The organism is Streptomyces sp. HM190, from assembly GCF_009857135.1.
GTDB classification, from domain to species: domain Bacteria; phylum Actinomycetota; class Actinomycetes; order Streptomycetales; family Streptomycetaceae; genus Streptomyces; species Streptomyces heilongjiangensis.
The window spans coordinates 7,627,182-7,640,763 of sequence record NZ_CP047318.1; the positions used below are offsets into that span (position 1 = coordinate 7,627,182).

10 protein-coding genes are annotated in these 13,582 nt (G+C 72.9%); 3 read left to right on the top strand and 7 right to left on the bottom strand.

The annotated features are described in order from the left end of the window. Nucleotides 1-101: 101 nt before the first annotated feature. The 5 genes from GSY65_RS32645 to GSY65_RS32665 all read right to left on the bottom strand — a co-directional run bounded on the left by GSY65_RS32645 (nt 102) and on the right by GSY65_RS32665 (nt 5,320). Nucleotides 102-977 carry an FAS1-like dehydratase domain-containing protein gene (locus GSY65_RS32645; protein ID WP_159775305.1) on the bottom strand — a complete coding sequence of 292 codons (876 nt, stop codon included), beginning with the start codon at nt 975-977 and terminating at the stop codon, nt 102-104. Nucleotides 978-1,016: 39 nt separating this feature from the next. Beyond that, nucleotides 1,017-1,979 carry an electron transfer flavoprotein subunit alpha/FixB family protein gene (locus GSY65_RS32650; protein ID WP_159775307.1) on the bottom strand — a complete coding sequence of 321 codons (963 nt, stop codon included), beginning with the start codon at nt 1,977-1,979 and terminating at the stop codon, nt 1,017-1,019. 144 nt (nt 1,980-2,123) lie between these two features. Continuing rightward, complete coding sequence (locus GSY65_RS32655; RefSeq protein ID WP_159775309.1) at nt 2,124-2,903, bottom strand: electron transfer flavoprotein subunit beta/FixA family protein; 780 nt, start codon at nt 2,901-2,903, stop codon at nt 2,124-2,126. Next, complete coding sequence (locus tag GSY65_RS32660; RefSeq protein ID WP_159776640.1) at nt 2,900-4,066, bottom strand: acyl-CoA dehydrogenase family protein; 1,167 nt, start codon at nt 4,064-4,066, stop codon at nt 2,900-2,902. The genes GSY65_RS32655 and GSY65_RS32660 overlap by 4 nt, the downstream gene beginning before the upstream one ends. 66 nt (nt 4,067-4,132) lie before the next feature. After that, nucleotides 4,133-5,320 carry a CaiB/BaiF CoA transferase family protein gene (locus tag GSY65_RS32665; protein WP_159775311.1) on the bottom strand — a complete coding sequence of 396 codons (1,188 nt, stop codon included), beginning with the start codon at nt 5,318-5,320 and terminating at the stop codon, nt 4,133-4,135. 143 nt (nt 5,321-5,463) lie between these two features. Here GSY65_RS32665 and GSY65_RS32670 point away from each other — a divergent pair, with 143 nt between their 5' ends. Beyond that, nucleotides 5,464-6,399, top strand: a complete 936-nt coding sequence (locus tag GSY65_RS32670) for a LysR family transcriptional regulator (protein WP_159775313.1) — start codon at nt 5,464-5,466, stop codon at nt 6,397-6,399. A 55-nt stretch (nt 6,400-6,454) separates the two neighbouring features. Here the strand turns inward: GSY65_RS32670 and GSY65_RS32675 are convergent, their stop codons facing one another. After that, nucleotides 6,455-7,333, bottom strand: a complete 879-nt coding sequence (locus tag GSY65_RS32675; protein WP_159775315.1) for a helix-turn-helix transcriptional regulator — start codon at nt 7,331-7,333, stop codon at nt 6,455-6,457. A 185-nt stretch (nt 7,334-7,518) separates the two neighbouring features. On the opposite strand from GSY65_RS32675, the gene GSY65_RS32680 reads away from it, so the two are divergent. Further along, nucleotides 7,519-8,292, top strand: a complete 774-nt coding sequence (locus GSY65_RS32680; RefSeq protein WP_159775317.1) for an SDR family oxidoreductase — start codon at nt 7,519-7,521, stop codon at nt 8,290-8,292. 127 nt (nt 8,293-8,419) lie between these two features. Here the strand turns inward: GSY65_RS32680 and GSY65_RS32685 are convergent, their stop codons facing one another. Beyond that, nucleotides 8,420-10,579, bottom strand: a complete 2,160-nt coding sequence (locus GSY65_RS32685; RefSeq protein WP_201452745.1) for a glycoside hydrolase family 9 protein — start codon at nt 10,577-10,579, stop codon at nt 8,420-8,422. Between the two features lie 723 nt (nt 10,580-11,302). Between GSY65_RS32685 and GSY65_RS32690 the strand changes: the two genes are divergently transcribed. Then, nucleotides 11,303-13,510, top strand: a complete 2,208-nt coding sequence (locus GSY65_RS32690) for a sensor histidine kinase (RefSeq protein ID WP_201452746.1) — start codon at nt 11,303-11,305, stop codon at nt 13,508-13,510. Nucleotides 13,511-13,582 lie beyond the last annotated feature (72 nt).

Consider the following 13,582-nt stretch of genomic DNA (forward strand, 5'->3'; position numbering starts at 1 on the left):
GAACGGGTGCGCACCACCCGCCGCCCTCGCGCCCGCCGCGGGCGGACATGCTCTGTCCGCCCGCGGCGACGACCGGGGCGGCGACGACCGGGGCGGCGCGCTCAGGCCGTGCCGAAGGACACGGTCGCCCGGATCGAGGTGTCGGCCCCGAGGGCACCGGCGCAGAGGGCCGCCTCCCCGCCGTCGGTGCCGCACCATCCGCGCACCGTGATCCCGGTCCCTGCGAAGGCCGGCCTGCGGAGCCGGTAGGCGAACGTCTCCACCGGCCGTGAGGGGGCGAAACGTCGCGGCAGTTCGAGGGTCAGCAGGGCCAGCAGGGGCCCGTGCACCACGAGCCCGGGATACCCCTCGACGCCGGTGGCGTACGGGACGTCGTAGTGGATCCGGTGCGCGTTGTACGTGAGGGCGCTGAAGCGGAAGAGGGTGGCGGCGTCCGGAGCGAGTGCCAGACTCCAGTCGGGCTGCGGCTCCTCCGCGGGGGCTGGGGGCGCGGCGGGTTCCGGGGCGCGCGGCGCGCCGGCCGGCTGCGAACGGTAGACGATGTCCTGGTCCTCCGTGACGAGCAGGTCGGCGCCGCGCAGGAAGGAGCGGCGCACCGTCACGAACGCCATCTCCCCGCTGCGTCCCTGCTTGACCTGGACGTCGTGCAGCGTGGGCGCGAGGGTGATGTGGTCTCCGACGTGCATCGGGCGGTGGATCCGGATCCGTCCGCCCGCGACCATGCGACGCCGGTCCGGGATCGGGGGCAGGAAGTGGCCGTGCGCCGGATGCCCGTCCACGCCCAGTGCGGACTGCCGGGGGTGGTCGAGGAAGGAGAACCAGTGCCATCCCGGTGGCAGGGGTTCGCCCTCCGCGGCCGCGGTGCCCGGCAGGTCCAGCAGGGCGGAGAAGGCCGCCACGGGCCACGGGTCGATGACGTCGGTCGTGCGCACCTCCGCGGGTGACCATCCCGCGAGTGCGTCGGCGAGTCCTGTCATGGTGTCTCCCTTCCTCGTACGCCGTGATCGGGCCGGCGGTCAGCCCTTGCGGGTCGTGATCTCGTCGGTGAGTTGCGGGACGACGTCGAGGAGGTCGCCGACGACGCCGTAGTCGACGAGGTCGAAGATCGGGGCCTCGGCGTCCTTGTTGACGGCGACGATGGTCTTCGAGGTCTGCATACCGGCGCGGTGCTGGATCGCGCCGGAGATGCCGGAGGCGATGTACAGCTGCGGCGAGACGGACTTGCCGGTCTGGCCGACCTGGTTGGTGTGCGGGTACCAGCCGGCGTCGACCGCGGCGCGGGAGGCGCCGACGGCCGCGCCGAGGGAGTCGGCGAGGGCCTCGATCAGCGCGAAGTTCTCCGCGCCGTTGACACCGCGGCCGCCGGAGACCACGATCGCGGCCTCGGTCAGCTCCGGACGCCCGGTCGACTCGCGCGGGGTGCGGCCGGTGACCTTGGTACCGGTGGCCTGCGCGGAGAAGGTGACCTCCAGCGCCTCCACGCTGCCTGCGGCCGGGGCGGCCTCGACGGCGGCGCTGTTGGGCTTGACCGTGATGACCGGGGTGCCCTTGGAGACACGGGAGCGGGTGGTGAAGGACGCGGCGAACACCGACTGTGTCGCGACCGGACCCTCGTCGGAGGCCTCCAGGTCGACGGCGTCGGTGATGATGCCCGAGCCGGTGCGCAGCGCGAGGCGGGCGGCGATCTCCTTGCCCTCGGCGGAGGAGGGGACCAGCACGGCGGCCGGGGAGACGGCGGCGACGGCGGCCTGCAGCGCGTCGACCTTGGGCACGACGAGGTAGTCGGCGTACTCGGCGGCGTCGTGGGTGAGGACCCGGGCCGCGCCGTGCTCGGCGAGCACGGCGGCGGTGTCGGCGGCACCCGCGCCCAGCGCGACCGCGACCGGCTCGCCGATGCGGCGGGCCAGGGTCAGCAGCTCCAGGGTGGGCTTGCGGACGGCGCCGTCCACGTGGTCGACGTAGACGAGAACTTCAGCCATGGGAAATGGTTCTCCTAGCGGAATCACGAAGTCTGAGGGGACGTGCGGGACTCGGGACCGGCCGGGCCCCAGGGGACCGGCCCGCGCCGCAGGGGGCCCGGGGCCGGGCCGCAGGGGGGCTGCCGGGCCGAGCCGTAAGGGGCCTTAGATGAACTTCTGGCCCGCGAGGAACTCAGCGAGCTGCTTGCCGCCCTCGCCCTCGTCCTTCACGATCGTGCCGGCGGTGCGGGCCGGACGCGCGGCCGCGGAGTCGACGGCCGTCCAGGCGCCCTCCAGGCCGACGTCCTCGGCCTCGATGCCCAGGTCGGACAGGTCCCAGGACTCCACCGGCTTCTTCTTCGCCGCCATGATGCCCTTGAAGGAGGGGTAGCGCGCCTCGCCCGACTGGTCGGTCACCGAGACGACCGCCGGCAGGGACGCCTGAAGCTGCTCGGAAGCGGCGTCGCCGTCACGGCGGCCCGTGACCACGCCGTCCTCGACGGAGACCTCGGACAGCAGCGTGACCTGCGGGACGCCCAGCCGCTCGGCGACCAGCGCCGGGACGACACCCATCGTGCCGTCGGTGGAGGCCATCCCGGAGATCACCAGGTCGTAGCCGGCCTTCTCGATCGCCTTGGCCAGCACCAGGGAGGTGCCGATCGCGTCGGTGCCGTGCAGGTCGTCGTCCTCGACGTGGACCGCCTTGTCCGCACCCATCGACAGCGCCTTGCGCAGCGCGTCCTTGGCGTCCTCCGGACCCACCGTCACAACGGTGATCTCGGCGTCGTCGGCCTCGTCGGCGATCTGCAGCGCCTGCTCGACGGCGTACTCGTCCAGCTCGGACAGCAGACCGTCCACGTCGTCGCGGTCGACGGTCAGGTCATCGGCGAAGTGCCGGTCGCCCGTGGCGTCGGGCACGTACTTCACACACACCACGATCTTCATGCGTCAAGTCCTCCTCGCTTGATCAGCTGGCTCGCGATCACGTTGCGCTGGATCTCGTTGGTGCCCTCACCGACGATCATCAGGGGCGCGTCCCGGAAGTACCGCTCCACGTCGAACTCCGTCGAGTAGCCGTATCCGCCGTGGATGCGCACCGCGTTGAGGGCGATCTGCATGGCCGTCTCCGAGGCGAACAGCTTGGCCATCCCCGCCTCCATGTCCACCCGGCGTCCGGCCTCCGCCTCACGTGCCGCGTACAGGGTGAGCTGCCGGGCGGCCGTGAGCGAGGTCGCCATGTCGGCGAGGTAGTTGCCGATGGACTGGTGCCGCCAGATCGGCTTGCCGAACGACTCGCGCTCCTGGGCGTAGGCCAGCGCGTCCTCCAGCGCGGCACGCCCGACGCCCAGGGCACGGGAGGCCACCTGCAGACGGCCGGTCTCCAGCCCCTTCATCATGTGCGCGAATCCCTGGCCCTCGGCTCCACCGAGCACGGCGTCGGCCGGGACCCGGTGGTTGTCGAAGGACAGTTCGCAGCTCTCCACGCCCTTGTAACCGAGCTTGGGCAGGTCACGGGAGACGGTCAGCCCCGGACCGTGCTCGACCAGCAGGACGGAGATGCCGCGGTGGGCGGGGCTCGCGTCCGGATCCGTCTTGCACAGGAGGGCGATCAGCTGGGAGCGGCGGGAGTTGGTGATCCACGTCTTCGACCCGTTGACGAGGTAGCCGTCGGCGTCCTTGCGGGCGACGGTGCGCATCGCCTGGAGGTCCGAACCACCGCCAGGCTCGGTCAGCGCCATGGTCGCGCGGATCTCGCCGGTGGCCATCCCGGGCAGGTAACGCCGCTTCTGCTCCTCGGTGCCGAAGTGCGCCAGCAGTTTGGCGACGACCGTGTGCCCGCCCATCGCGCCGGCCAGGCTCATCCAGCCCCGGGCCAGTTCCTCGGTGACCAGGACGTACGCGGGCATGGAGACCGGCGTGCCGCCGTACTCCTCCGGTACGGCCAGTCCGAAGACGCCCAGCTGCTTCATCTGCTCGATGAGTGCTTCGGGGTAGGTGTTCGCGTGCTCCAGTTCCCGTACGACGGGACGGACGTCCTTGTCGACGAAATCGCGCACGGTCCTGACGAGGAAGTACTCCTCCTCGGACAGGACGTCGTATGTGCCCATGGCCATGGCTCCTCGGTGCGGCGGTGGTGGGGAAACGGGTTGCTCGGGAGATGAGCGGGGAAGGGGTCAGACCGCGCCTTCGGCGCGCAGGGCCTGTGTCTCGGCGACCCCGAAGCCCAGTTCGCGCAGGATCGCGTCGGTGTGCTCGCCCAGTGCCGGGACCGGGCCCATGCGCGGTGCGACACCGGCCAGGTCGGTCGGCGGCAGCAGCGCCGGAACGGACGTCCCGCCGGGTATCCGTACGTCCCTCCACCGATCACGCCCGGCGAGCACCGGGTGGTCCAGGAACGCCCGCACGTCGTTCACGACGGTGTTGGCGATGCCCGTCTCGTCCAGGACCTTTCGGATCTCGTCGCTGTCCGACTCCGCGAACCGCTCGGCGATGATCGCGTCGAGTTCCGCGCGATGCGCCACGCGGGCGGAGCCGGTGGCGAAGCGCGGGTCGTCGATGAGCCCGGGAGCCAACAGGAAACGTTCGCACAGGGCCGCCCACTCGCGCGGGTTCTGCACGGACAGCAGGACGTCCTTGCCGTCGGCGGCCGTGTAGGTGCCGTACGGCGCGATGGTGGCGTGCCGGGTGCCCAGGCGCGGGGGCTGGACGCCGGAGTGGCGGGTGTAGTGGGCCGGCTGGCTCATCCACTCCGCCAGCGCCTCGAACAGCGACACCTCGACCGCCCGCGCGGCTCCGGTCGCCGCGCGGGTGTACAGGGCCGTCAGGATGCCGGAGTAGGCGTACATGCCGGCCGCGATGTCCGCGATCGAGATGCCGACCCGGGCCGTGCCGTGCTCGTCGCCGGTCAGGGAGACCAGCCCGGTCTGGCACTGCACCAGCAGGTCGTAGGCCTTGCGGTCGGCCCACGGCCCGCTGCTGCCGAACCCGGAGACCGAGCAGGTGATCAGCGAGGGGAAGCGCTCGGCGAGTTCCGGTGTGCCCAGGCCGAGACGGGCCGCGGCGCCCGGTGCCAGGTTCTGCACGAACACGTCGGCGCGTCCCAGCAGCCGGTCCAGCACCTCCCGGCCGCGCCCCGACTTGAGGTCCAGGGTGAGCGACTCCTTGGACCGGTTGAGCCACACGAAATAACTGGACTCGCCGTGCACGGTGGTGTCGTAGCGGCGGGCGAAGTCGCCCTCCCCGCGGCGCTCGACCTTGACGACGCGGGCGCCGAGGTCGGCCAGCTGCCGGGTGGCGAACGGTGCGGCCACCGCCTGCTCGATGCTGACGACGGTGATGCCGGAAAGCGGGAGACCGCTCATGAGATACCTCCGATGCCGGGGGCGCGAGATGTCCGAACCCGCGCGCTCCGCGGGAGTACCATCATGAGCACTCATGGTTCGTGCTGAAAAATAGCGATCCGTGATGGAAGCATGTTCACTGCGGATGAGCGGAGGCGGCGCGGATGGATCTCAAGCAGCTCACCTCGCTGGTCACGGTCGCCGAGGCGGGCAGCGTCACGCGCGCGGCGGAGCTGCTGCATCTCGTCCAGCCCGCGGTGACCCGGCACATCCGCTCGCTGGAGGAGGAACTGGGTGTTCCGCTCTTCGAGCGGAGCAGGCAGGGCATGCGGCCGACCGAGGCCGGTGCGGTGATGGTGGAACGGGCCCGGCGCGCCCTCGCGGAGCTGGAACGCGGGCGCGTCGAGGTGCAGCCGGCTCCCGGCTCGGTCTCCGGCATCGTCACGGTCGGCCTTCTCGACAGCACCTGCGACCTGCTCGGCGAAGCACTGGTGTCCTGCGTGCGAGGGCGGCACCCCGGTGTGGATCTGCGCGTGACGACGGCCTATTCGGGACACCTTCAGGAGTGGCTCGACGACGGGCAGCTCGACCTCAGCCTGCTCTACAACCTCGACAGCACCCCCTCCCTGAACGCCTGGCCGCTGGTCCGCGAACAGCTGTGGGCCGCGGCACCGCCCGGCGCCGGTCTGTCGGCGGGCCGTCCCGTCCCGTTCGCAGAGGCGGCCGCCCATCCGCTGGTCATGCCGGCCCCCGGTCACGCCCTGCGCAGCCTCATCGACACGGCCGCCGCACGAGCGGGCGTGCGCATGGACATCGCGGTGCAGACGAACTCCATGCGCATGCAGAAACGGCTCGTCCTCGCGGGGCACGGGTGGACGGTGCTGCCGGGCCTCGGTATCGCCGAGGACGTCGCCCGGGGGTCGCTGAGCGCGTCGCCGCTCAGCGACCCCGACGTCTGGCGCGCGATCGTTCTGGCGACGCACCGGGCGGGGCGGACACCGCCCGCGGTGGAGGTGGTGGCCCGGGAACTGGTGCGGCTGGTGAGGGAGGCGGTCGCACAGGGCCGCTGGCCCTCCGCCGTACCGGCACCGGCCCGGTGAAGCGGCGAGCGGACGGCCGGCCCGCCGCCCGCCCGTGACGGAGCGGGCGCGGCCACTACGGCCGCCGCACGCCGTCGACCGCGTCCGGGTCGACGGCCGGTGTCGTCCAGTCGCCCAGCAGACGGAGGGCCCGCTCAGTGGGGGAGCCGGGCTCGGCGTTGTAGACGCACAGGGTCTGGTCGGTGCTGCCGGGGACCGGGAACGACTCGTAGGCGAAGGTGAGGTCACCGACGTCCGGGTGGCGGTACCGCTTGACGCCGTGAGTGCGGCGCAGCACCCGGTGGTCGTTCCACCAGCCGGAGAACTCCGGGCAGGACAGGGTGAGTTCGCCGACCAGATCGGCCAGCCGCCGGTCGTCGGGGTGGCGTCCGGCCTCGAAGCGGAGGATGGCGACGGTCTCCGCGGCGAGCTGCTCCCAGTCGTGGCAGCGCTCGCGCGCCCCGGGGTCCAGCAGCATCCAGCGGGCGAGCTGGCGTCTGGGTGCGGGCAGTGCCTCGAAGTCGGTCAGGACGGCCCGGGCCAGACGGTTGGCGGCCAGCACCTCGGTGCGGCGGCCGAGGACGAAGGCCGGCACCTGTTCCAGGGTCCGCAGGGTCAGGTGCAGGCCCGACCGGACCCGCTGCGGCGGCTCGGGGGAGCGGCGCTGCGGCCGTGAGCCGCTGCCCCAGAGGTCGGCGAGGTGTTCACGCTCGGTCTCGTCGAGGCGCAGCGCGCGTGCGAGGGCGTCCAGCACCGCGGTCGACGGGTTCGCGGAGCGGCCCTGTTCGAGACGGGTGTAGTACTCGGTGCTCACGCCCGCCAGCCGGGCCACCTCGTCGCGGCGCAGGCCCGGCACCCGGCGGGGCCGCCCGTCGTCGGGAAGTCCCACCTGGTCGGGGGTGACCTGTGCGCGTCTGCCGCGCAGGAAGCCGGCGATCTCGGCGGTGCGGTCCATACCTCCAGTGTGGGCGTCCGTCCCGCTCGCGGCGGCCCGAAGGTGGCCCTGCCGGTACCAGTCACGAGGGGGCACGGCCGACCCCTCCGTGGTCCCTCCGCGCGGTGTTTGTCTGGAGGAACAGGGGCCGCGGCCGATGCCGGACCCCTCGATCCCGCACCGATCAGCGAAGGGCTGACCCTCACATGACCGTCCAGACCGTCCTCTCCTCCCTCGAAGGCCGCGTCGCCGTCGTCACGGGCGCCTCCGGCGGCCTCGGCGCGCACACCGCCGAGGTCCTCGCCGCCCGCGGCGCGAAGGTCGCGCTGCTGGCGCGCAGCACCGACAGGCTGGAGGAACTCGCCAAGAAGATCACCGCCGACGGAGGGACGGCCCTCGCCGTGACCACCGACGTCACCGACCCGCAGGCGGTCGCTCGCGCCGCCGAGCGGGTGCGTGCCGAGCTCGGCCGGCCCGACCTGGTCTTCAACAACGCGGGGATCATGCTCCCGGCCCCCGTGACCGAGCACCGCACGGACCAGTGGCAGCAGCAGGTGGACCTCAACGTCACCGCCGCGCTGACCACGCTGGACGTCTTCGTCGACGACCTGGTCGCGGCGGCCGAGGCCGGTGGCCCGGCCGACCTGATCAACACCTCGTCGATCGCCGCCCAGTACCTGTTCCCGACCTTCGCCGTCTACGGCGCCACCAAGGCGTTCGTCACCCACCTCACCCGCCACCTGCGCACCGAGCTGGGCCCGAAGGACGTCCGCGTCAGCGCCCTGGAGCCCGGCATCGTGGGCACCGACCTGTGGGACAAGGTCACCGACCAGGGCGCCAAGGACTGGTACGCCGGCGCCCAGGGCGACATCGAGTTCCTCCGCCCGCAGGACATCGCCGAGATCGTCGCCTTCACCGCGGCCCTGCCCCGCCACGTCAACCTGCAGCAGGTCACCGTCATGCCGACCCGCCAGGGCTGACCTCCGCGGGACCACCGCCGGTGCGCGAGGCGCGCGAGGACACGCCACGGCCCGCCGCGCGCAAGCGGCGGGCCGTGACGCGGGCGGCCCCTCCCGGGCAGTCCCCCGCGGTGCGATCACACCGAGGTCAGGCGCAGGCACCCCCGTCCAGCGTGAAGGCCGTGGGCGTCGGGTTGCTCCCGCTCTTCGAGCCCTGGACGCCGAAACTCGCCGTCCCGCCGGCCGGGATCACCCGGTTCCAGTCCACGTTGCGGGCGACGACGTCGGTGCCGCTCTGGGTGACGGTCGCGTTCCAGGCGCTGGTGACGCGCTGGCCGCCCGAGTAGCTCCACCCCAGCCGCCACCCGTCCACGGCGGACGATCCGGTGTTCTTGACCGTCACGGTCGCGGTGAACCCGTCGCTCCAGGAGTTGTCCACCGTGTACGTCACCGCGCAGGACGCCGTGGGCTGCTCACCGCCGTCGGTCGCCCGCTCGGCGGCGTACGCCGCGAGCCAGGCCAGCGGGGCGTTCCAGTTGACCGCCACCTCGTTGGTGGAGTACGAGCCGATGTCGTCGATGTAGCACGCGGCGGGTGCGCAGCCGGTCAGCCTCTCCTGCGCCACCGGGTCCTGCAGACCACTGTTCGGGCCGCCCGCGAGCGAGCCGGCCGGCGGGTTGGGCAGGGATGCGTCCACCTGGTGGGCCCAGAACCGGTGGTGCTGGTTGCGCGAGGACGTCTCGCCGTAGCCGGTGACGTAGGACTGCCCGAGGGCGTTGCGTCCGAGCAGGTAGTCCATGGCCTCCAGCGCGCCGGCGCGGTAGCGCCCGTCACCGGTCAGTTCGCCGGCGACGGCCAGGACGATCGCGTTGTTGGCGAGTTCGCTGTTGGAGCCCCAGAAGTAGCCGTCCGTCGGGATGGGCACCCCGTAGCCCTGCCCGGCCATCGTCGACAGGTGGGTGTCGGCTGCCGCGGTCACCGAGGAGCGGACGCGGGTCAGATCGGCGGCGGGCAGCCCGTTGGGCACGGTGGCCAGGGTGAGCCGGCCGAGCGCGGCCGTGTCCGCCCAGCCGAAGCCGTACCGGGTGAAGGCGGCGGCGGAGGTGTGCCACGACGAGGAGGTGACCGCGTCCCGGTAGGCGCTCTCGCCGGTCGTCGCGTACAGCTCGGCGGCCGCCCAGTAGAACTCGTCGGTCACCTGGGTGTCGCCGTAGGCCCCGCCGCCCGTGCTGTCCGAATCCGGGGCGTACAGGGCCGGATTGGCCCGCGCCGCCGTCCACGCCTTGCGGGCGGCGGCCAGGCAGCGGTCGGCGAACGCCGCGTCGTAGGCCCGGTAGACGCGGGCGCACTGTGCGGCGGCGGCCGCGAGGTTCAGGGTCGCCGCGGTGGACGGGCGGTGCAACTCCCGCACCTGGGAATCCAGTTCGGGACGGGTCGGCAGCGCCGTCCACGCCGCGTCGTGCACCTTGTGGAACGCCATGCCCGCGTACGGCTTGCCGTCCGGCACCTGCATCCGCATCAGGAAGTCCAGCTCCCAGCGGGCCTCGTCGAGGACGTCCGGCACGCCGTTGCCCCGCTCGGGAACGCGCAGGGTCGAGTCGCCCAGCGCCTCGTGGGTACCCGCGCGCTTGGCACGCTCGAAGGAGTTGACGACGAGCCAGGTGGAGATGCCCCCGTTGACGACGTACTTGCCCTGGTCGCCGGCGTCGTACCAGCCGCCCCGGACGTCCCGCGTGTAGTCGCAGACCCCGGACTGGCAGGGGACGGACGTGTCGCCCTTGTTCGGCGCCACGCCGAGGTGTCCGGCCGGGTGCGCGTAGGCCGATCCCACCAGGGAGGACTCGATGGCGATGCCGCTGCGCTGGTGGTAGAAGAAGGCCATCGCGTCCGAGCGCAGGCCGTCGTAGAGGTTGGCGCGGATGTCGAACGGGTCGCTGCTCCTGCCGTCCACGGTCAGGACGTATCCCGACCCCGTGTCCCGGTACGAGGAGAAGTCGGCCACCTGGACGGACTGTCCGGAGGCCTGGTCGGCGCCGCGCGGGACGGTCGATCCCGAGGCGGCCACCGTGCCGGACGCGGTGCGCAACTGCCAGGTGAGCGCCTGCGGCGACGTGGTGACGACGGTGGCGTGCTTGGGGCCGTCCGGCAGGTAACCGACCTGGTTGACGCGCACGGCCGTGGTCGCCGCCGCTGCGGTGGGGACTGCCGCGGCGGCCGGGGCGGTCAGCGCGCCGCCGACGAGGAGCGAACCGGCGAGGAGGACGGCGCAGAGGGTTCTGCGTCGGCGTAACGACTCGGAGGGGGGCATGAGCGGCTCCTGAATCATTGTGGGGGCGCTCCTGGGTTGGGAGCGCTCCCATGGTGGGGCTCGTGGGGCTGTGGGCTCAAGAGCGCGGACAGGGTGTCTCGTGCCGACGGTCACCGCGATGCGCTCGGGCGAGGTGGGCCCCCGGCCGCGCCGCGGCAGGGCGAGCCGTTCGTGCCGCGGCGCACGCCGTCGGCCGACCCTCCACGGGTCGGCTTTCGGAAGCCGTCCCGTCCGAAGCCGGCCTTTCGGAAGTCGGCCTTTGGGGAGCCGGTCTTTGAGAAGCCGGCCTATGGGGATGCGTCCCGTCGGAATGGCGCGAACGGCTTCGTCGGACGCTTCGGGTCCTCCGGAATTCTCCCGACAGGGTGATTTTTCGATGGACAGCGAGGGCCGTGGAGCGCATTGTCTCGCGACCCTCGCTGCTTATTGACGACCCGTTCTGACCGGCTCTGATCGAAATCATGTCGCACAAAGAAAGCGAAAGGAACGTCTGTCCGAAGAAACGTCGGCCTGTCGTGCGAAGCCTCATACCAGAGCTGCACGCTTTACGGGGCTCTTTGTCAACTGCGCACCGCACATGACGCGTTGGCGACTACTGTGAGTTGCCGTCGGTCGACGCAGTGCCGAATTCTTCGAATCTCCCGACCGACACGCGATGGCGCACGCCCATGTCGTCCAGACGCGGCACCCCCCACACCCAGACGGACCAGTACGAGGACGCTGATGTCTCACCTTCGCGCACCGGCCGCACGCGCAGACCGCCGTGAGGGCGGGCGGCACGGGCGATCGGTCGCCCGTGCCGCCCCGGCGTTGACCGAGATCCACATACGGCCACAGCTGCTGCGCCTGGCGGTCCTGCCCCCCACCGCGGTGGCCCTCAGCGCCTGTGCCGCCGTGCTCTTCACCGTCCGCGCCGGCGCGCACCGTCCCGGCCCCGTCCTGTGGGCGGTGCTCGCCGGCACCGCCGCGGTCGCCCTCGCCGCCGTCCTGATCGCCGCCGTGGCCGCCGGCCGCACCGCCAGGTCCGTACGTGAACGCCTCGGCGCCCTGCGCGAGTCGAGCGCCAAAGGCGAGGAGGACCTGCGGGCCCTCGTCGAGGCCCTCCGGCGCGGCGAGCAGCCGCCCGCGCGCGGCCCGCGCCCCAAGGCCGGCCCGGGCGCCGACGACTTCGGACTCCTCACCGCCGAACTGGCCCGCGCCCACGACAGCGCCGTCACCGCCGTGGTCCAGGCATCCCAGCTCTCCAGCCACGCGGGCAACGAGCAGAAGCTGGAGGTCTTCGTCAACCTCGCCCGGCGGCTGCAGTCGCTGGTGCAGCGCGAGATCTCCATCCTCGACGACCTGGAGAACGAGATCGAGGACCCCGACCTCCTCAAGGGCCTCTTCCACGTCGACCACCTCGCCACCCGCATCCGCCGCCACGCCGAGAACCTCGCCGTCCTCGGCGGCGCCGTCTCCCGTCGTCAGTGGAGCAACCCCGTCCCCATGACCGAGGTGCTGCGCTCCGCGATCGCCGAGGTCGAACAGTACGCACGCGTCAAGCTGGTGCCCCCGGTCGACGGCACCCTGCGCGGCCACGCCGTCGCCGACGTCATCCACCTGCTGGCCGAACTCGTCGAGAACGCCACGGTGTTCTCCGCCCCCCACACCCAGGTCCTGCTCCGCGCCAACCTCGTCACCTCCGGACTCGCCGTCGAGGTCGAGGACCGCGGCCTCGGCATGCCCGTCACCGAGCAGAACAGGATGAACGCCCTGCTCGCCGACCCCGACCAGGTGAACGTCGCGAGCCTCCTCCAGGACGGCCGTATCGGCCTCTTCGTGGTCTCCCAGCTCGCCCGCCGCCACGGCATCCAGGTCCGCCTCCAGAGCAACATCTACGGCGGAGTCCAGGCCGCCTTCGTCGTCCCCGGAGGACTGCTGGGCACCGAGCAGTCCGCCTCCGACGACGTACCGCTCCCCGTGGCGGGAACCCGGCAGCCCACCGGCCCCCGCCACGCCGAGCCTCCCGCCGGGCCGCGGACGGCTCCGCCCGGACCGGCGGCCGGGCCCGCCCAGCAGTTGCCCACCACCCCGTCCGGCCGTCCGGCGCAGTCCGGGCACCCCGACCCCGGCCCCGCCGCACCGGGCCCCGCCCCCACCTCCGTCCCGCAACAGCAAGGGCCGGGCCGCGGCGGCACCCAGCAGGACCGGAAGACGGCCCGCGGCGACCGCGCGCAGCAGGGCACCGGACGGAGCGGCGGTCAGCAGGGCGCGGGCCGGGCCGACGGCATCCCCCCGCTGCCGGTGCGCGGCGCCCGCGAGGACCGGCCCAACCCGGCCGAGGCCGTACCCGGCATCCGCCCCGAGGACCGGCGCACCGTCGCCGACAACGGCGCCGCGCCCCCCACTCCGCGCGTCGGCGGTACGGTCCGGGGCACCATGGGCAGGCCCCACCTGCCCCGGCGCCACGCACAGCAGCACATCGTGCCCCAGCTGCGGGGCGGCCCCCCGCCGAACTCCCGCCATGACCCCGAGCACTACGTCGGCCACGACCCCGGGCTCATGGCCGCGTTCCAGCGCGGCATCGGCCTCGCCGAGTCCCGCCAGCGGGAGAGCTCCGACTGGGACGCGGCCATGCTGGGCACGGCCTCCCTCGACCTGACGCCCCCGCGCACCGTGACCCCAGGCGAACCCGTACGCCGGGACGCCGACCGCGCGGTCATGCCGTCGCCCCTCGGCTCGGGCCGCTTCGTCGGGACGCCGCCCCCCGGCCCCGGCCGCACCGACGCCCCCCGCAGGGAACCGGCCCCCATGGACGGGCCCCACCGGGACGCTGCCCAGCCGCCGACCGGACCCCTCCGGGGCGCCGCCCCCGCAGCCGTACCGCCGTCGGCCCTCGACGCGGCACACGACCTGACGACCCGGCAAGACGGGAGCACACCGGCCGGATGAACACCCCCCTGCACACCACCCCCACCGCAGTCCCCACCCTCTCCGCTCCCGCAGACCTTCGGACCCCAAGGA